Source organism: Nonomuraea diastatica (assembly GCF_004349015.1).
GTDB lineage: Bacteria > Actinomycetota > Actinomycetes > Streptosporangiales > Streptosporangiaceae > Nonomuraea > Nonomuraea diastatica.
On record NZ_SMKP01000210.1, the window covers coordinates 1 to 17,586 of the forward strand.

The window sequence follows — 17,586 nt, forward strand, 5'->3', positions numbered from 1 at the left end:
ACTCCTGCACGCCGCCCATTGGTCAGCCTGGCGACGACGACACCAGGCCCGCGCCCGCTGGTTCCACCAACGCGCCCGCCTGGCCACCGCATATGCCCTGCTCAGCTAGCGAAATGCGGCTGCCGTACTAGGTAGAGAACCGCCTATTTGGCCAAAAGGCCGCGAGAACGGAGTATCGGCATGGAGATCAAGGAGTACCAGCACGCGCCCGAGCTGGTCGAGGCCGTAGAGGTCGTCGGCGGCAGGTCGAAGACGTCGTGTCCTGGATCAACAGGTACTCGAATCTGCGCGGCATCGTCGGGCAGACCGCGATCCGTGGCCGCGCCGGTGAGTACGTGGACATTCAGACGCCCGAGGGTATGCAGCGCGCCGGCCTCGGCGACTATGTCCTGCACGACGGGGCGGGCGAGTTCTGGCCCGTCCCGAAGTCGATCTTCGCGCGCCGATACACCGAGGTTGTGCTCATGGCATAGGTGCCCGATAGAGTCATCATGCCGACCCAGTTAGCAGGAATCGGCACCGCCACCGAGCCCGACACGGTGACCGGCTTGATGCCGATCGACATGCCCTCCTGAGCGGCTTCGTCTTCGTTGTAAACCGCCAGGATCGTGACAGCGTTTTACGCCCGATCCCGTTCGGCGATATACCAGATATTGGGGTTCCAGGCCGGACCAAGTCCGACGCCGAGGTCCCCCGGTTCGTCAGCCAGACATCCGAAGCCTTCGTTGTTATTGCGGATCCAGTAACCATTGAAGATTACGAACTCCTTGCGCCAGTGCCTGCTGGTCCAGTCTTCGCAAGTTCCCGATGTGACCGGGTTGGTCGCGATCAGGCACTTCCCAGTCCATCTGTTCTTGAGTAGCCGTTGGTCGCCGTTCCACCGACTGTCAATCCAGTGCCATTGCTGCGCTTGGGCGGACCCGGAACAGGGCAGCGAGCGGATGGTGCCGGAGGCGTAGGTGGACAGGCATTGATGGGTGTTGGCACTAACGAAGCCCCAGTAGACGACGTCTGAAGCGCGCACCTCGCTGGTTATGGAAGTCGTCGCTCCAGCAGGCATGGCACCGGCAGACATGACCGTCGCCAGTGTGGCAGTGACCGCGCTCGCCATCGCGAGTGCTGTCTTGAATCGTCCTCGGAGAGTTGCTACGCCGAACTCGTTATTGGGCATCTTGTGATCGCCTTTCTCCTCGCTTGGGTGTGTTGCGTCTATAAGAGTGTGTGCAGGCGCCAGATGTGACATCCGTCCTCGAATGCGCCTTGCTGTGGCACCGAGAGGTTATGAATTGCTGCCAGAGGGCCCGGTTGTCCACATCAGGGCTCCTTGGTATGCCATGCCAGTGATGGCCACCGCATGTGATCTGGCCTGCGGAGACATGCAGGCCGCAGATCAGAGTTGTCGACTACGTGCCGCCCTCTCGGGGCGTCATAGGAGGGCTGATGGCGAAGATTGCACCGCAGGAGTACCGGATGATCATGGTCGGCGACCTGGAGCCGCACCCGGACAACCCACACCAGGGCGACGTGGATGTGATCGTCGCGTCGATCAAGAAGCACGGCTTCTACGGGTCCGTCGTCGCCCAGAAGTCCCGGATGCGGATCGTCGCAGGTGAGCACCGCTGGCGCGGAGCGGCCAAGGCCGGATTGAAGCACGTGCCCACGGTCATCATCGACGTGGACGACGAGACCGCTCAGCGGATCATGCTCGCGGACAACCGGCTCGCCGAGTACGGCCAGTACGACGACGCCAAGCTTGCCGAGCTGCTGCAGTCGCTTCCGGATCTGGACGGCACCGGTTGGCGGGACGAAGACCTCTCCGACCTGCTCGACGACCTCGGGGACATCGAGATCGTGCACGACGAACTCGCCACCAGCAGGTCAGCGCCGACACCGGCGCCTGCCGCACCCGAGGGTCTCGGAGACGACCCCGACGACGAAGACGACTCGTCCGACATCGAGGACGACGAACCCACGGGCGAGCACGACCGAGACGCGCATCACGGGCCTGCCAGCTCGGCCGCGCCGCCGCCGCGCCCGAAGGCGGGCGCGATGGTCGAGCTGATCGTGCCCCTGACCGCCGCTCAGCACGACGAGGTGACCGGCCTGGTCGCGGAAATCCGCAGCCGAGACGGTGACGCGTCGCTCGCGGACGTGGTGATGGCGGCTCTCCGAAGTCACGCGGACCGCCAGCGGTAGCGCAAGCGAAAGGATCTGACCCCTCATGGCCGAAGACGCCCAGGTCAAGCTTGCGCGGCACGAGCGGCGCTACCAGGCGTTGCAGATGCGTATCGCCGGGGTCAGCAACGCGGTGATCGCGCAGCGGCTCGGCTACTCCTCGCCGCAGCTCGTCTCCAAGGACATCACGACCGCGCTGAAGAAGGCGGCCAAGCAGGAGGCGATGGCGGCCGAGGAACTGCTGAACCTGGAGATCAACCGGCTGGACCGCATGATGGCGTCCGTCTGGCCACGAGTGCTCAAGGGCGAGGTCAACGCCGTCGAGGCCGTCCTGAAGATCGTGAACAAGCGAGCCAGTCTCCTGGGCTTGGATCTCATCAACAGGAACGGCGCGGCCGACAACGACATGGCCAGCCTGCTCGGCAACATGCTGCTCCAGCTCCAGCAGCGCCACAACGTGCCCGACCCGGACACCGACGTGATCCTCGAAGCCGAGGTCATCCAGGGCGCGATCGAGTACGACGACGCCGGGGGCGAAGCGTGAGCCTACGCCTGGCGGTCAAGCTGTCGCCAACGCAAGAGAAGAGCATCGCTGAGTCAACGGCACGCCTGAACATCTGGCAGGGCGCGATCCGAAGCGGAAAGACCATCGCGTCCCTGATCCGCTGGGTGATCTTCGTGGCGAACGCGCCAAGGGGCGGCTCTCTGGTCGTGGTCGGCAAGACGAGCGACACCGTCGGCAGAAACGTCTTCGAGCCGCTCATGGACCCCGCGATCACCGGCCCGATCGCCAAGAGGATCACCTACACCAGAGGTGCGCCCACCGCGAAAATCTTGGGCCGCACCGTCGAGATCGTCACCTCCAATGACGCCCGAGCAGAGAACCGTCTGCGGGGCATGACGGCGGTCGGCGCGTACGTGGACGAGATTACGCTGATCGACCGGGCGTTCTGGGACATGCTGCTCAGCCGCTTGTCGGTAACGGGCGCCAAGTTGTTCGGGAGCACGAACCCGGACGCGCCGTCGCACTGGCTGAAGAAGGACTTCCTCGACCGTGCCCACGAGCTCGATCTTAGGTCGTGGCATTTCACCTTGGACGACAACCACAGCCTTGACCCGGCCTACGTCAAGGCCCTCAAGAGCGAGTACTCCGGGCTCTGGTACAAGCGCTTCATTCAGGGCTTGTGGGTCATGGCTGAGGGCGCGATCTACGACCAGTTCGACGAGGACAAGCACGTCGTGACCTCGCTTCCGCTGATGGAGAAGTGGCTGTCGGTCGGCGTGGACTATGGCACGACGAATCCGTTCGCCGCGGTGCTGCTGGGCGTCAGCGTGCCCGATCGCGAAGGGCAGCGCCGCATCTACGTCGCATCCGAGATGCGCTACGACTCCCGCGCAGAGCGGCGGCAGTTGACGGACTCGGAGTACAGCACGCGATTGACCGACTGGCTGGACCGCATCCCGGATACCTACGGGCCGGGGACGCGCGGCGTCAGGCCTGAGTGGCTCGTGGTTGACCCGAGCGCGGCCTCGTTCATCCAGCAGCTCTACCGGGACCACTACCGGCCCATGCAGGCCGACAACGCGGTCTTGGACGGCATCCGCACTGTGTCGAACCTCATCTCCGCCGATCACCTGCGCGTGCACGCGAGCTGCCGCGGCCTGCTCGACGAGATGGCCGGCTACGCGTGGGACGAGCGCAAGGCCGAGCGCGGCGATGACGTTCCGGTAAAGGTGGACGACCACAGCGTGGACGCCCTGCGGTATTCCCTGCACACCACGCAAGCGGCCTGGTTGAGGCTGCTCGAACCCGTCCCCGTTCTCTAGACGCGCACCCCGGACACGCGGCCGGTTGTGGCGGCCTGGCCGCCCGGAGGTGCGTCGCTCCGCGCGGCTTCCCTGTACGCGCGTCGAGCACCAGGTGCGACCCCGGTCCCTGCTGTTGAGGGGCAGCGCGGGGCCGGGGATCGCACCCTCAATCACCAACGTCAGGGCCATCCGACCGGGTGGCTCTTCTGCATGTCCGGGAGGGCACACGATGCGGGACAACGCGCGACTGACCGAGGGAAGCCACCTGGCGGCCGGCGTGGGCCGCCATGACACCGGCCGGTGGCGCTGCCACTGGAACCTGGAGAAGTTCCACGGCGACGACACCAGCCCGGCCGCAACGCCGTTCGAGGTGATCGAGCGTGAGGGCAACCTGCTCATGTACGGCGGGGTGGCCGCGCTATGGCACCGCCTGATCGGCGGCTCCACCGTCACGGCGTTCGACGCGGCCAACGCGCGGATCGGTGTCGGCGACGGCGTCGCCGCGGTGGACCCGCTGCAGACCGACCTGCAGGGCACGAACACGGTCCGCAAAGGGATGGATGCGACCTATCCGCAGCACACGGACGGTGTTGACGCCACCGCTGTCGTGGTGACGTTCCGGGTGACGTTCTCCACTGCGGAGGCCAACTTCGTGTGGAACGAGTGGGGGATCTTCAACGCCGCGAGTGGCGGGCGGATGCTGAACCGCAAAGTCGAGAGCCTGGGCGAGAAGACCAGCGCCGCCTCCTGGGTGTTCACGGTCCAGTTGTCCCTGGCCTGAGCCACAACGCGACTGCCTGACGAGGGAGGGGGCGCGGCGTGGCGACCATCCTGGAGGACTTCGAGGACACAACCCTCAACCTCGCCATCACGGGGACCTGGGCACGGGCTTCCGACTACGCCGCTTCCGGCACGTGGTCGCTGAAAAGCGCCCTCATCGGCAATAGCGGGGCAACGGAAGCTGTGGTCGTCGTCCCGGCCAACGCCGAGTCCGTGTCCTTCTCCTACCGGGTGTCGTCCGAGGCGGGGTTCGACCAGTTCCACGTCGTGATCGACGGCGTGGAAGTGCTCACCGACTCCGGCGAGATCGACTGGACACCGGTTACCTTCGACGTGCTCGGCAAGTCAACGGTGACGTTCTCCTACACCAAGGACGAGTCGTTCCTTGAAGGGGAGGACGCGGCCTGGGTTGACCAGATCGGGTTCACCACTCTCGGAGATCTCAAGGACGCCACCGACAGCGGCACGCTGGCGGAGACGGCCAGCATCGCCCAGGCGCCGGAAGTCGCCAAAGCCAGCGCCGACAGCGGAGGCTTGGTCGAGACGCGCTGGGCGAGCCAGCCGGAAGGCGGGACCATACCGCCGTCGATCCGGACGACCTCCACGACGGCATCCGGTAACGCGACCTACTCCGTCAGCGCGCCTGCCGGTGTCGCTCTCAACGACGTGCTGATCGCCATCCAGGCGGCGGACCGCGGGTCCACGGCGGCCATGACGACGCCGACCGGCGGCACCGCTTGGCAACTCCTGGACGCCCTGGACGGGATCGGCGAAAACGACATCATCCAGGCGATCCGGGTGTGGTGGAAACGCGCTGGATCGTCTGAGCCTGGCCTCTACACGTTCGCGCAGACCGGCGGCTCGGACGGTGTCTGCCTCATCGTCGCGGTCAAGGACGCGTCGCAGTCGGCGGTTCCGAAGATCGCGCGTTCGACGGACGGTACCGGCCTGAACATCACGACGCCGGGCATCACCCCGATGTCGGACGGCGACGTGGAGCTCCGCCTGGTCGCGGTGTACTCACTCGGCACCGCCATGACCGTCGCCGCGCCGGACGAGCTGACCGCGCTGGCCCACATCCAGTCGCGGATCTACACCGTCCTGGCGGCTGCGGCCCGCACGCTGCAGTTCGACGCGCCGACCGGCCCCGCGGACTTCGTCGCTTCTGTCAACGAGGTCGAGTGGCGGGCCGGATACACCCTGGCCATCGCCCCGGCCGTCACCGGTCCTCCACAGGCGCCCAAGGCGGCGGCCGATGCGGCCAGCGTGGTTGAGTCGTCCACTACCACCGTCGTGCCGGACGGTCAGCGCGTGGCGGCCAACGATGCCGGAACCCTGACCGAGACAGCAGCGGCCATGTCCGACGTCGCAGCGTCGGACATGGCCGTTCTGATCGAGGCCCCGGCCCTCGATGTCGGCCCGGGCGGCGCCGACCAAGCGACGCTGGCTGAAGCGTCGATGCTGGAGCTCCGGTGGATTGGCGCTGATCAGGCCCACCTCACCGACAGGGCCCAGGTGAACGTGCAGGCCACGAGCGTTGACGCTGGCGCGCTGGCCGAGCTGGTGGACGTCGCGAAGTCGATCGGTCCTGTCTCCAGCGACTCCGGGACGCTGGCCGAGGCCACCGCAGTGGTTGCGCAGGCGGCGGCGGCCGACATCGGCGCGCTGAACGAAGCGGCTTCAGCGGTGGTCGCCAAGGAGGCCAGCGATTCAGGGCAGTTCGTCGAGTCGGTCGCCTCGACCGGTCTGGACGTTGCCGACGCCGCGGCGTTCGTCGAGCACGCCGCCGTCCACGCAGTCATCGCTGGCTTCGACGGCGCCTCCCTGGCAGACAGTGCGTCGTTCGAGGCGCCGAAGTATGCCGCTGACGCCGCGGTGCTCGCTGAACAGGCCGAGGTTGGCGAGATCCGGGCCATCGGCGGCGCTGGGCTGGTGCGTCGCGGCTGGTCTGCTCATTCACCGCGCCGCCGCTGGGCGGTTGGGAGGCCGCGCCGGGCTTGGCGGGCTAATTCGCCCCATACGTAGGGAGGTGCTCAGTGGAACCGATGTCCTCCCTGTCCAGGGAGCTTTTGTACGCCTGGATCGAGGGCGCGGTCGGGACCGAACAGGTCGAGATCGCCTTCACCGAGCCTGGCGTCGAGCCGTCGGAAGGAGACTGGCATCCGGCCGAGTGGTCTGGCGCGAAGGCGGCGGGCGCTGACGCGCGCATTCTCGTCGGCCCAGACGGCGGCGTGGTCCTGACTGACGGCGCCTACCAGATGTGGGTGCGCGTCGATGCGCCGCCTGAGCGGCCGGTGCTGCCGTCTGGGCTGGTCTTCATCACTTAAGGAGCTTTCATGGAGCGTCCGACCACGGGCCGGATCGTTCGCTATCGCGGCAAGCAGGGGCTGCACGCGGTGCGGGCGGCGATCGTGACCGCTGACGTGGACACCCTCGACCCCGAGGGGGTGCGGGTGGGCGCGGTCCCGCCGCTCGACAGCCCCTTCCACGTGCACCTGTGGGTGTTCACTCCCGGCGCGCGAGGCGGGTTCCACGAGTACAACGTCCCGCCGGGCGATCCCCCAGGCACCTGGCACTGGCCTGTCTGACCGTCCGGTGATCAACAACAGAAGAGTGAGGGCGTGAGATGCCGCTGCCGGTGCAGGACCAGGAGTGGCCGCCGCCGCACATCAAGCGTGAACTGCGGCTCTACCAGCAGTGGGAGGCGTGGTACGCCGGAGACCCAGACGATCTGGCACGCGTGTACGGCGCGAACCAGGTCCACGGAATCGGCTTGGATCCGAAGGGCTGGGACCGCCCACAACCAGGGGCGACCGGGTTCATCAACCGCGTGTCGCGCTGGTTTTGGGGTTCGCCGACGCCGGCCGGGCAGGTCCGGAACACGAAGCTGCACGTGCCGGTCGCGGGCGACATCAGCAGCACCTCGGCCGACCTGTTGTTCAGCGAACCTCCGACCTTGAGGGTGAGGGGGAAGAACGGGCAGAAGCGGCTCGACGCGCTCATGCACGAGGCGGGCATCTACGGGGCGCTCCTGGAGGCCGCGGAGGTCAGCTCAGCGTACGGTGGCGTGTTCCTCCGGGTCGGCTGGGACACTGGGATGTACGACCACCCGGTTCTGTCGGTGTTCCCGCCCGACTCCGCCGTCCCCGAGTTCCGATATGGAGCTCTGGCGGCAGTCACGTTCTGGAAGGTCCTCGCCGAGGACGACAAGTGCGTGATCCGGCATCTGGAACGACATGAGAAGGGCCGCGTCTATCACGGCCTCTACGAGGGCACCAGCGACAAACTCGGCAAGCCGATCCCGCTGACGGAGCATCCCGAGACCGAGATCTACGCCGACAAGGTGGACGAGACCGGAGGGTTCGACACCTACTTTCCCCGCGGCCTGCTCACCAGCTACGTGCCCAACATGAGGCCCCACCGACTGATCAGGGGAACGGCGCTCGGACGCTCCGATTACCAGGGCGTCGAGCACCTGATGGACAGCCTCGACGAGGTGTGGACCTCGCTGATGCGTGACATCCGCCTCGGCAAGGGCAGGATCGTGGTCCCGGATCTGTTCCTGGAAAACCACGGCCGCGGCAAGGGCGCGAGCTGGGACCCGGACAAGGAGATCTACTCCGGCCTGGCGATGCTCCCGCCGCCCGGCGCCGCGCCGAACGCGATGCTGACGATCAGCCAGTTCGCGATCAGAGTGACCGAGCATGTTGAGTCCGCCAAAGCACTGATCGCTCAGATCTTGAGGGGCGCGGGCTACAGCGCGTCATCGTTCGGCGAGGCAGACGGCTCCGGCCGACAGTTGACCGCGACGGAGATCCACAGCCGCGACCGCAAGTCCTTCTCGACCAGGGGCAGGAAGACGGGTTACTGGACGCCGCCTTTGCAGTGGCTCTCGGAGGCCTGCTGTCGGTGGACCTCGGCGTGTGGAGTACGAAGGTCACGCCCGAGCGGGCCGAAGTGCACTGGCCAGACGGTGTCCTGCCGGATCCGGAGGCGTTGGGTCGTACGGTCGAGCTGTTCAACCGGCCCAGGCGATCAGCCTGGAGTCCAAGGTGCGCCTCGTCCACGCCGAGTGGGACGACCACCAGGTCACGGCAGAGGTCAAAAGGTTGCGCGACGAGCTCGGGCTGACCGTTCCCGACCCGGACCGGCTGGACGACGTCCTGATCCCGGATGCCGGCGGCGAGGACTGAGATGACCACCGCGGCGGCCGAGGCCCTGGGACAGCAAGACCTTGAGCAGATCGAGGCCGCTCTCGACCACGCCCGCGCAGTAGCGGCCATCTACTACGACGCGGAGCGGGAGCTGCTGCGCGTTGTCTCGGAGGCACTGGTCGCGCGGCTGGGAGAGCCCGAGTGGGAGGGCGTTCGCTTCGCCGAGCTGCGGGAGCTGCGTCGTCAGGCGGACCGGGTGGTGCGCCGCTTGGAGCGGCTGTCGGACAAGCTCGTTACGACCGGCGTCGACGCGGCGTGGCGCCGCGGCGTGCAGCGCGCGATGACGGACCTGACGCATCTGGGGAACGCGAAGCGGATCGGCCAGGGCCAGGGCGTGATCGAGCTGGCACGCCAGACCGTGGCACGCGTGCAGAGCGTCCACACGGGAGCCTTGCGTACTACGGAGGACGTGTTTTTCCCAGGTGGTCGCCCAAGTTGCTGGGCGGGCGCTGACGGGCGCGGAGACCAGGGAGCAGGCCACGCAACGGGCGCTTGACATGTTCGCGCGCAAGGGCATCACGGGGTTCACGGACTCGAAGGGCCGTTCGTGGTCGATGGGGTCGTACACGGAGATGGCCGTGCGTACCGCGATGTCGCGTGCCGCCGTGGATGGGCACCTGGCCACGCTGAAGGAGAACGGGGTTGATCTCGTCATCGTGAGCCGGCTCCCGTTCACCTGCCCGAAATGCGACTTCTGGGAAGGCAAGATCCTCACCCAGTCGGGGCGGATCGGGTGGCGGCAGGAACTCTCCTACGTCTCCGACGAGCAGGTTGATGTGCTCGTTGAGGGAACCGTAGAGCAGGCCCGCACAGCGGGCCTGCTGCATCCCGGTTGTGGGCACAACCTGCTCGCCTACCTGCCTGGCGCCACGAAGAGACCGGTGGTGCGTAAGCACCCGGCCGACTACGGCGACTCGCAGAAGATGCGGCGGATGGAGCGGGACCTGCGGGCTGCGAAGCGCGAGGCATCGGTCGCGCTGGAGAAGAAGGATCGTGACCGGGCCGAGCAGCGCGTCCAGACGCTGAACGACCGAATCCGTGAGCACGCCAAGGAGTCCGGTCTCCCGATCCGTCGCGTGTTCGATGAGTGGCTGGAGATGACCTTCATCGGGGCGGAGCGGTACACCCGCGGCGTCATGGTGAACGAGGAGGGCCGCCGGCGGGGCATTGACGGCCGATCGCTGCTGTCCGGCCGCCAGGACATCGCCCACAAATATGCCTCTGACGAGCTGAAACGCTGGTGGGATGACCACCCGCGAATGACCTTCAACCAGTTCCGCGCCCAGCTTCTCGGCCGCGACAGCGACAAGAAGGCGGCGCGACGGACCAGGGAGAACCGCAGGTGACGCTCTTGCGGGCAGCAGCGCGTGCGCGTCGGCGGCGGCCAGGAGCGCCGCGGTGCGCGCGAGTTCGACGCGACCACCATCAGCGCATCAGTGACACCGCGGTTCTTGATCTCGGTCAGCACATGCAGCCAGAACTTCGCGCCCTCGCCACCGTCGCAGGCCCACAGCCCGAGGATGTCGCGCTCGCCATCGACGGTGACGGCCATCGCCACGTAGATGGGCCGGTTGGCGACCTGACCCTCGTGCAGCTTCACGTGGATGGCATCGACGAAGATCACCGGGTAGACCGCATCCAGGGGCCGGTTCTGCCATTCGGCCATGCCCTCCAGCACCTTGTCGGTGATGGTTGGAGGTCTTGTGCCGAGAGCCGCGGACGTCATCATGCGGGCTTTGATCGTCGATGGACATCGTGTGTGGTGAGGCTTGTCGTGTCTTTACCTGCGACGACCTCGTCTCGTTCCGCATGGTGCGGGATGGCGGCGGGGCAGGGGCTATCGAGACCGGACAATAATTTAAAGGATCCTAAGGAAGCAAGAGTAGTGAGTCGGCTACTTAGGGTATGTACATGACGTTCCAACCAGAAAGGACGCTCATGGAACAGCAGCAGGCCCAGCAGATCGAGCAGCAGTTGCGGCAGAACTGGCAACAGGTCAGGCAGCAGATCCTCGAACAGTTCGCCCAGGTGAGCCCATGGGATCTCGACTTCGCCCGCAACATCAATGATCTGGTTGAGCGGATCGTGGACAAGTCCCATCACAGTGATCGCTACGTTGAGAGGCGACTGCTGGAACTCATCGATGTTGAGGGCATTGCGACGAGGCCTCAGGGGCAGCCGTTCGGTGCCGCCATATGGGGCAGCAGAGCAGACAGCAGCAAGGCGGGCAGCAGGCCCGTTTCGGGAGCGGTCAGCAACGCGGCGGCGTACACGCCGAGCACGAAGTAATGACCTGGTCACATCAGTCGATCCGATCTGTATCGGAGAACACGCGCCCGGCCATCCCATCCCCGTGGAGACAGCCCACGGGGATGGGCCCCTCCAGTGGTCAGAGCACCGGCGAAGAGCCAAGGAGCAGCAAGGAGCGGTAATCCAGCAACTTGTCGATCAGTTCGCTGACGGCGCGGTCGCGAGGCATCGGCCGCAGTTCGGCGAGCATCGCGTCCACCTGTTGGAGTGTGGGCCGATCGTCCACCGACGCGGCCAGACTCACCAGCCTGTTCACGTTGCACCTCCTACACCTGATGTTCCCCCGTTGGACGGACACCTGAGGTGAAGTCACTCGGTGGTGTCCCAGAGCCGGTAGGGGATCTCGTATGTGACGGGACTGTGCATTCCGATGCTGGAATGGCGCCTGTTTGAATTGTACCAGCATCCAATCCATCCGAATATGGCGTTGGGAGTCCTTTGCGGTTATTCCAGATTCTGGCGTCGAGGAGTACAAGCTGTATTGTTGCCAAGAACCATCATTGCGTTGTCGTAGACAATCGCCCACCGGTCCCGAGTCAAGCAGGCTGGCGTCTCATAGCCGTTCTCCAGAAGTCAAGGACGTTTATTGCGTTTACCGCGGTGATTTCCTGCCGCTGCACGACGCCGTCGCGGCCGCCCCTGCACCGAGGCCACGACGAGGTATCGGTAAGAGCCTGAGTGCCATTTCGTGGCATGACTGTTCTGGGGCTTCAGCGGGGCCTGGGGACTCGTCCGAGGACGAGAACAGGCACGATCTCGACACTCATGAGGATTTCGACGCTCACACTACAGTCATGTTTTGTGATCTATAGTCGGACCGCGCGATTGACGATTCCCATCGGGGTGCCAGAGCCAAGGGTGCCGGTCAGCTGACCGCAGCGGGGATGTCAGGTCGGGTCAGGTGCGTAGAACATGGTGGTGGCCTTGACTGCGGCCGCGACGTGCTCCGGTTCGCCACCGGCGGCCAGGTGAGCCTGTCCCCAGGCCCCGGCGCTGCGCCGGATGAGCTCGCGCCCTTCGGGCGACTTCAGCGTTTCCCTAGAGCGAGGGCCGCTCCGCCTGCCGCCTCAGTACTGTGACTTCGCATGACCGACACCGAGATCGTGATCACCGCAGACCTGGTCCGCGACCTGCTGCAGGAGCAACATCCAGACCTTGCAGGGCTGGCCATACGCGAGGTGGCGGGCGGCTGGGGCAACCAAATGTGGCGCCTCGGGGACGAGTTGGCCGTGCGCATGCAGCGCATGGACTCCACCCCCGAGCCTCAGCTCAAGGAGCGGCGGTGGCTACCCGTGCTGGCCCCGCGCCTGCCGCTCCCGGTGCCGACCCCGGTGCGGTTCGGCGAACCGTCCGAGCGCTTCCCCAAGCACTGGACCGTGATGACGTGGGTTCCCGGCGAACCGCTGGACCACGGCACGATCAGCCGCGGCGCCCACGCGGCCGACACGCTGGCGGCTTTCCTCCAGGCGCTCCATGTGGAGGCGCCCGCCGAGGCGCCGATCACTACGGATCGCGGCGCCCAGCTGTTGACCGCCCAGACGGGTACGGACTGGGCCACGCCCATCTGTCCGAAGGACCAGAGCTCGGGGTGCTGGTGAGGAGGTACCTGCTCGTCAAGCGGCTCGAACGGTGTGCCTGACGGGTTCGGCTCGGTGTCCGAGCCGCCGCGGCCGATGTCGCGGCGCGGCCGGCTGCTGCTGGAACTCGCCGGGACCGCCGCCATCGAACGCGGCCAGAAGGTAATCCTGTCCGAGACGCTCCTCGAGGAGTTGGAGGCCGCCGCCGGCCCACCGCCCACCACCCTGGCGCCGCACTTCGAGATGTGCGCACAGGTCCAAGCCCTTTCGCTCCCGGCGCTCGACCGGGGCGACTTCCGCGTCCGCGTTCACACCGTATCCAGGGCGGCCGGCACAATGACGGGACGCTTCCGGCACCTGTTCCCCCAAGCCCCTGCCGGCCAGGTGGCCCTTCCCACTGTCGATCCCGTGGCGGAACTGGCGCAGTTGTCTTTCCACCCCTCCCGCGTCGAGGCCGACCTGCTCACCCGCACCCCGCAGGTCCTGCCGAAGCTGGTCAGCGTCGGCGAGTTCCGGGGCAGCGACGACAAGGTGCTCTTCCCGGCTGATCTGGTCGTAGGTCTGCGCGGCAGTCACCTTTACCTCGCAGTGGCCGCCACCGGGCAGCGCCTCGAACTGCTCGCGCCGACAGCGATCAACTTCATGTGGAACAACTTCACCCCGCCGCTGGTCCGGTTCCTGGCCGAGATCAGCCGCGCCGCTACTCCGCAGGTCACATGGTTCGACTGGGGCGCCGCGTGGACGCTGCCGTTCACCCCGGCGCTGCACTACCGGCGCAGCATCCTGGTCGCCGCGCGCTGGCAGCTTCGCGCCCGCACACTACCCGGCCGTACGGCGCGCCTGGACGAGTGGGCCGAGCGCCTGCACGTCTGGCGTGCCCGGGCGGGTGTGCCTGATCGTGTGCTCCTGGCCATGGACGCTCAGCGCCTGCTGCTGGACCTCACCCGGGACATGGACTTGGACTTGCTCCGCACGCACCTGGGCGGCTCCCCCTTCGCGGTGCTCTACGACGCGCCGCCGCCGGACGCGGATGGGTGGATCGGCGGGCGGGCCCACAGCATCGTCGTCGCGGTGAGGGCGGGCCGATGAGCCTGCCCAAGACGCAGGCGCTCGCCGAGGGCGTGCTCGGGAGGGCGCTGCTGCACATCGAGCGCGGCAGCCTCGACGCAGCGCGGCCCCTACTGGCCGAGGCAGTCGCTGGCGGCGTCAGCACCGGCGCCAACGCTTGCCTCTTCCATGGCGCCCCGGCGCTGGAGTTCGTGCTTGGCCGCTCCGGGCGCGCAGACCGTTCTGTTCAGGCGGCCGTCGACCGGGTCGTGGCCGCTTGGCTCGCCGCGGCCCGCCAGTGGCGGGAGTCGGGGCGGCTTCCGGCGCTGGGGGAGTTCGAGCTCATTCGGGGACTCACCGGGCTGGGAGCGGTGTTGCTTGCCCGCGCCGGCCGGCCGTCGCCGCTGCTGCGGCAGGTGCTGGCCCACCTGGTGACGCTGGCGGTACCGGCTGAAGTTGATGCCCGGGTCTTGCCCGGGTGGTGGTCGCCGGACAGCCCCGGGCATCAGGAGATCGCCGGTGGGCACGCGAACAACGGTGTGGCGCACGGCATCGCGGGCCCGCTGGCGCTGCTCTCCCTCGCCGCCCGCCGCGACATCCTGGTGGACGGCCAGATCGAGGCGATCGAGACGTTCGCGACGTGGCTGGAGGAGTTCGGCGGCTTCTACTGGATCACCCTGGGCCACCTACTCGCCGACAAGCCGCAGCAGGCGCCGCCGCTGCGCCCCTCCTGGTGCTACGGGGACCTCGGAATCGCCCGCACCCTCCAGTTGGCCGCGCTCGCGCTGGGCGACGACGCCCGCCGACAGAAGGCCGAGGAGCTCGCCATCGCCGCCCTCACCGACACGGCCCGCCTGGAGCGGGTCACCGGTGCCTCCCTCTGCCACGGCTGGGCCGGGCTGCTGACCGTCACGGCCGCCATCGCAGCCGACAGCCCACCCCCGACCGGTTCGCCGACCCCATGTGGCAGACCCGCCAGCGGCTGGTCTGCGGGATCGCCGAGCTGCTCAAGCCCGGGTTTCTGGAAGGGCGGGCCGGGGCCGTTCTGGCGCTGGAGGGCACCAACATGACCGGCTGGACGCGCGCCTTGTTGATCGACTGACCCGCCGTACCCGTCCCTTCAACCGAGCAGGAGCGAACACGAGAACCATGAACTCCGACGACGAGAACCTGCCGCTTCCCGACGAGCGGGAATGGTGGCAAGCCACCGTCCGCTTCCCTGGCGATGCCGGCGTGACCCCGAAAGCCGCGGCCGCGCTCGCGGCCGCGCTGTCCGGTCGGCGTTTCCACTTCCTGCGCAAGGAGGGCAAGCTCCGGCTGCGCACCGTGCGGCCCGCCGCCGATCTGCTTGACCAGCTCGTCGCCGACGAGCTCGCGGCCGGCTGGGTTGACGGCATCTACGAGCCCGAGACCGAAGCCTTCGGCGGTCGGCTGGGCATGGACCTCGCCCATGAGGTGTGGTGCGCCGACAGCCCCGCGGCCTTGGCCGAAACCGGCAGCCCGCACGCCCGAGAGCGGTGCATCCTGCTGATCGCCGCCATGAACCGCGCGGCCGGGTTAGACCCGTTCGAGATCGGCGACGTGTGGGCGAAGGTCGGCAACCTCCGTCCGGCGATCAGCCCGCCCGAGATGGCCCCGCGGGCGGAGGCCATCGCTGCCATGCGGTGCCTCATGAACGCCGACGCCAGCCAGCGGGACGCCACGGAACCCGGCTGGTTCGACCGCGTCGCGGCTTTCGAGGAAGCCGGCCGCTGCCTGGCCAGGTTCGCGGCCAGCGGGCTACTGCGGCGAGGTCTGCGCGCCGTCCTCGCCCACCATGTGATCTTCGCTTTCAACCGCGCCGCCGTACCCGTGGCGGAGCAGGCCGCCGCGGCGTGGCTGGGCTGGCACGTCGCTTGTCTACCGGCCAGTCCGTACCAGCAACCCCTACCGTCAAGAAAATGGAGAGCACCATCACTACCAGCGACCCCGCCGACCTGCGCAACGCCATGGTGGACAAGTTCACCGAATCCCGGCATCTGCGCACCCCCGCGATCATTGACGCCTTCCGGGAAGTCGAGCGCCACCGGTTCATCCCCGACGCCGACGTCCAGGCCGCCTACGTCAACGACGCCGTATCGATCAAGCACGCCGAGGACGGCGAGATGATCTCCTGCATCTCCGCGCCGTCTGTCGTCGCCACCCAACTCGAACAACTGGGCGCACAGCCCGGCCACAAAATCCTGGAAGCCGGAGCAGCCACCGGCTACAACGCCGCCCTCCTCGCGCGGCTCGTCGCCCCCGGCGGCCACGTCTGGACCGTGGACGTCGACACCGACCTCGTCAACACCGCCAGCAAGCACCTGGAGGCCGCCAGCGTATCGAACCTTACCGTGCTGCTGGCCGATGGCGCGGCCGGGCTCCCCGAGCACGCCCCGTTCGACCGGATCCAGTTCACCGTGGGCGCCGGCGACATCCCCCTCACCGTCCTGGACCAACTGGCCCCAGACGGCCGCGTGGTCATACCGATGCGGATTCGCGGCAGCATCTCCCGCTCTTTCGCTTTCGAGCGCGACGGCGACACCTGGAAGACCGTCTCCTGCGAGATGGCCACGTTCGTCCCGATGCGCAAGGGCGTCTGCGACGACGTCCGCACCACGATCTCCATGGCCGGGGAGGGCAACGTCCGGCTAGAGACCTACAGCGAGCAGCTCGTTGACCGGGAGGCAATCCGGACCGTCCTGGACGAGCCCTCCCACAAGCTCTACACCGGCGTGAAGTTCCGACAGGGCTCGGCCTGGTGGGTCTACCTGTGGCTGGCGTGCGTCCTGCCCAACGGCCTGTCCCGGCTGCCTGGCCAGCGGCCCAGGTTCACCCCGCACTTCGGGTGGGGCTCCATGGCGGCACTCGACGGCGACAGCCTGGCCTACCTGACCGTCCGCGAGGGCGACGACGCCGCAGGCCGATTCTAGGAGATCGGCGTCATCGGCCACGGCCCGCGCGCCGCCTCCCTCGCCGATCAGGTCGTCGCCGCGATCCAGGAGTGGGCCCGCGACTACGGCAACGACGCCCCCGCCCCCGGTTTCCGGATGGCCACGGCCGCCCACCGCGACCTGCTCAAGGCCGCCGACCCGCGCTTCATCATCGAAAAGTCCAATAGCCGACTGGTCGTCGACTGGCCGTAGAAGGGAGCAGCGTGATGAATTCTGCGATCGCCCGTCGTATCCCTCTCGTCTGCCGGCCCAAGGCTCCTGGGCTTCCACTGGACAGGCGCATTGCAGAGCTCACCGCGCTGACCGTCGAGGTGCCCAGCGCGGACCACTCCCAGCGGGTGGCCCGCGCCAGCGGAGTCCTCAATTTCGCCGCGCTCATCGCCTCCGACAGCGGGATGCCCGACCTGGCCGCCGAACTGTGCTGGCGGCAGCACAAGGTCTTCGCCGAAGCCGGCAGCCTCAACCAAGTCACCGGGGTTGGTATCCGCTGCGACGTCACGAAATGATCAGCGGCGAGGCCGGTCGTGAGCCCGACGCGTTCTTGGAGCCATGAGCACGTAACCAAGTCTGGTGCTGGGGGCGGTCGAGGGGTTACGTCCTGTCACTACGAGTACGCCGACCAGATTCGTCGGTCCCTGTGCCGCCCTCCGGCTGGCCTCAACCGTATCGAACCCCTGATCGTTTGAGGAAGACGTGGTGGCA

General features: G+C 67.4%; 19 protein-coding genes and 2 pseudogenes. 18 read left to right on the top strand and 3 right to left on the bottom strand.

Annotated features, from left to right (window positions below; translation table 11 throughout):
- The first annotated feature begins 257 nt into the window (after window positions 1-257).
- Window positions 258-473, top strand: coding sequence for a hypothetical protein (locus E1294_RS44385; protein ID WP_132517544.1), 216 nt, complete (start codon window positions 258-260; stop codon window positions 471-473).
- Window positions 474-619: 146 nt separating this feature from the next.
- On the opposite strand, the gene E1294_RS44390 is transcribed toward E1294_RS44385, so the two are convergent.
- Window positions 620-1,171 (bottom strand): hypothetical protein, encoded by a 552-nt coding sequence (locus tag E1294_RS44390; RefSeq protein ID WP_132517546.1) that lies wholly within the window; start codon window positions 1,169-1,171, stop codon window positions 620-622.
- A 269-nt stretch (window positions 1,172-1,440) separates the two neighbouring features.
- On the opposite strand from E1294_RS44390, the gene E1294_RS44395 reads away from it, so the two are divergent.
- The 10 genes from E1294_RS44395 (at window position 1,441) to E1294_RS44440 (ending at window position 10,324) form a co-directional block, all read left to right on the top strand.
- Window positions 1,441-2,196: a ParB/RepB/Spo0J family partition protein gene (locus tag E1294_RS44395; protein WP_132517548.1), complete on the top strand. Its 756-nt coding sequence runs from the start codon at window positions 1,441-1,443 to the stop codon at window positions 2,194-2,196.
- A 25-nt stretch (window positions 2,197-2,221) separates the two neighbouring features.
- Window positions 2,222-2,719, top strand: coding sequence for a hypothetical protein (locus E1294_RS44400; RefSeq protein ID WP_132517550.1), 498 nt, complete (start codon window positions 2,222-2,224; stop codon window positions 2,717-2,719).
- Window positions 2,716-4,002, top strand: a complete 1,287-nt coding sequence (locus E1294_RS44405; RefSeq protein WP_132517552.1) for a PBSX family phage terminase large subunit — start codon at window positions 2,716-2,718, stop codon at window positions 4,000-4,002. Before E1294_RS44400 ends, E1294_RS44405 begins: the two co-directional genes overlap by 4 nt.
- 211 nt (window positions 4,003-4,213) lie before the next feature.
- The gene (locus tag E1294_RS44410; RefSeq protein ID WP_132517554.1) at window positions 4,214-4,765 is read left to right on the top strand and encodes a hypothetical protein; all 552 of its coding nucleotides are present in this window, start codon (window positions 4,214-4,216) and stop codon (window positions 4,763-4,765) included.
- A gap of 38 nt (window positions 4,766-4,803) precedes the next feature.
- Window positions 4,804-6,789, top strand: a complete 1,986-nt coding sequence (locus E1294_RS44415; protein ID WP_132517556.1) for a hypothetical protein — start codon at window positions 4,804-4,806, stop codon at window positions 6,787-6,789.
- Window positions 6,790-6,809: 20 nt separating this feature from the next.
- The gene (locus E1294_RS44420; RefSeq protein WP_132517558.1) at window positions 6,810-7,091 is read left to right on the top strand and encodes a hypothetical protein; all 282 of its coding nucleotides are present in this window, start codon (window positions 6,810-6,812) and stop codon (window positions 7,089-7,091) included.
- Between the two features lie 9 nt (window positions 7,092-7,100).
- Window positions 7,101-7,352, top strand: a complete 252-nt coding sequence (locus E1294_RS44425) for a hypothetical protein (protein WP_132517560.1) — start codon at window positions 7,101-7,103, stop codon at window positions 7,350-7,352.
- Window positions 7,353-7,390: 38 nt separating this feature from the next.
- The gene (locus tag E1294_RS44430) at window positions 7,391-8,962 is read left to right on the top strand and encodes a phage portal protein (protein ID WP_132517562.1); all 1,572 of its coding nucleotides are present in this window, start codon (window positions 7,391-7,393) and stop codon (window positions 8,960-8,962) included.
- Window positions 8,959-9,474, top strand: coding sequence for a hypothetical protein (locus tag E1294_RS44435; protein ID WP_132517564.1), 516 nt, complete (start codon window positions 8,959-8,961; stop codon window positions 9,472-9,474). The genes E1294_RS44430 and E1294_RS44435 overlap by 4 nt, the downstream gene beginning before the upstream one ends.
- Window positions 9,401-10,324, top strand: a complete 924-nt coding sequence (locus E1294_RS44440; RefSeq protein WP_132517566.1) for a phage minor capsid protein — start codon at window positions 9,401-9,403, stop codon at window positions 10,322-10,324. Before E1294_RS44435 ends, E1294_RS44440 begins: the two co-directional genes overlap by 74 nt.
- An 85-nt stretch (window positions 10,325-10,409) precedes the next feature.
- Here the strand turns inward: E1294_RS44440 and E1294_RS44445 are convergent.
- Window positions 10,410-10,668, bottom strand: a pseudogene (locus tag E1294_RS44445) (transposase); the annotation flags it as partial.
- 248 nt (window positions 10,669-10,916) lie between these two features.
- Here E1294_RS44445 and E1294_RS44450 point away from each other — a divergent pair.
- A complete protein-coding gene (locus E1294_RS44450) occupies window positions 10,917-11,267 on the top strand; it encodes a hypothetical protein (protein ID WP_181958653.1) in 351 nt (116 codons plus the stop codon).
- Window positions 11,268-11,367: 100 nt separating this feature from the next.
- Here the strand turns inward: E1294_RS44450 and E1294_RS53605 are convergent, their stop codons facing one another.
- Window positions 11,368-11,544, bottom strand: a complete 177-nt coding sequence (locus E1294_RS53605) for a hypothetical protein (RefSeq protein WP_165977828.1) — start codon at window positions 11,542-11,544, stop codon at window positions 11,368-11,370.
- Window positions 11,545-12,373: 829 nt separating this feature from the next.
- Here E1294_RS53605 and E1294_RS44455 point away from each other — a divergent pair.
- The 6 genes and pseudogenes from E1294_RS44455 (at window position 12,374) to E1294_RS44480 (ending at window position 17,390) form a co-directional block, all read left to right on the top strand.
- Entirely contained in the window at window positions 12,374-12,886 is a 513-nt protein-coding gene (locus E1294_RS44455; RefSeq protein WP_246083717.1) for a phosphotransferase, read from the top strand.
- A 33-nt stretch (window positions 12,887-12,919) separates the two neighbouring features.
- Window positions 12,920-13,954: a lantibiotic dehydratase gene (locus E1294_RS44460; protein ID WP_246083718.1), complete on the top strand. Its 1,035-nt coding sequence runs from the start codon at window positions 12,920-12,922 to the stop codon at window positions 13,952-13,954.
- The gene (locus E1294_RS44465; RefSeq protein WP_220448295.1) at window positions 13,951-14,982 is read left to right on the top strand and encodes a lanthionine synthetase C family protein; all 1,032 of its coding nucleotides are present in this window, start codon (window positions 13,951-13,953) and stop codon (window positions 14,980-14,982) included. Before E1294_RS44460 ends, E1294_RS44465 begins: the two co-directional genes overlap by 4 nt.
- Before the next feature lie 79 nt (window positions 14,983-15,061).
- Window positions 15,062-15,727 (top strand): annotated as a pseudogene (locus tag E1294_RS56660) (thiopeptide-type bacteriocin biosynthesis protein); the annotation flags it as partial.
- Between the two features lie 125 nt (window positions 15,728-15,852).
- Window positions 15,853-16,863 carry a methyltransferase, FxLD system gene (fxlM, locus tag E1294_RS44475; RefSeq protein ID WP_246083719.1) on the top strand — a complete coding sequence of 337 codons (1,011 nt, stop codon included), beginning with the start codon at window positions 15,853-15,855 and terminating at the stop codon, window positions 16,861-16,863.
- A 227-nt stretch (window positions 16,864-17,090) separates the two neighbouring features.
- The gene (locus tag E1294_RS44480) at window positions 17,091-17,390 is read left to right on the top strand and encodes a hypothetical protein (RefSeq protein WP_181958654.1); all 300 of its coding nucleotides are present in this window, start codon (window positions 17,091-17,093) and stop codon (window positions 17,388-17,390) included.
- Window positions 17,391-17,586 lie beyond the last annotated feature (196 nt).

Bases quoted from the DNA above. Each gene is read 5' to 3' on its own strand.
- E1294_RS44465 (WP_220448295.1), top strand. From the start codon at position 13,951: ATGAGCCTGCCCAAGACGCAGGCGCTCGCCGAGGGCGTGCTCGGGAGG.
- fxlM (WP_246083719.1), top strand. From the start codon at position 15,853: ATGGAGAGCACCATCACTACCAGCGACCCCGCCGACCTGCGCAACGCC.
- E1294_RS44430 (WP_132517562.1), top strand. From the start codon at position 7,391: ATGCCGCTGCCGGTGCAGGACCAGGAGTGGCCGCCGCCGCACATCAAG.
- E1294_RS44450 (WP_181958653.1), top strand. From the start codon at position 10,917: ATGGAACAGCAGCAGGCCCAGCAGATCGAGCAGCAGTTGCGGCAGAAC.
- E1294_RS44480 (WP_181958654.1), top strand. From the start codon at position 17,091: ATGAATTCTGCGATCGCCCGTCGTATCCCTCTCGTCTGCCGGCCCAAG.
- E1294_RS44420 (WP_132517558.1), top strand. From the start codon at position 6,810: ATGTCCTCCCTGTCCAGGGAGCTTTTGTACGCCTGGATCGAGGGCGCG.
- E1294_RS44425 (WP_132517560.1), top strand. From the start codon at position 7,101: ATGGAGCGTCCGACCACGGGCCGGATCGTTCGCTATCGCGGCAAGCAG.
- E1294_RS44390 (WP_132517546.1), bottom strand. From the start codon at position 1,171: ATGCCCAATAACGAGTTCGGCGTAGCAACTCTCCGAGGACGATTCAAG.
- E1294_RS44410 (WP_132517554.1), top strand. From the start codon at position 4,214: ATGCGGGACAACGCGCGACTGACCGAGGGAAGCCACCTGGCGGCCGGC.
- E1294_RS44435 (WP_132517564.1), top strand. From the start codon at position 8,959: ATGACCACCGCGGCGGCCGAGGCCCTGGGACAGCAAGACCTTGAGCAG.
- E1294_RS44400 (WP_132517550.1), top strand. From the start codon at position 2,222: ATGGCCGAAGACGCCCAGGTCAAGCTTGCGCGGCACGAGCGGCGCTAC.
- E1294_RS44455 (WP_246083717.1), top strand. From the start codon at position 12,374: ATGACCGACACCGAGATCGTGATCACCGCAGACCTGGTCCGCGACCTG.
- E1294_RS44395 (WP_132517548.1), top strand. From the start codon at position 1,441: ATGGCGAAGATTGCACCGCAGGAGTACCGGATGATCATGGTCGGCGAC.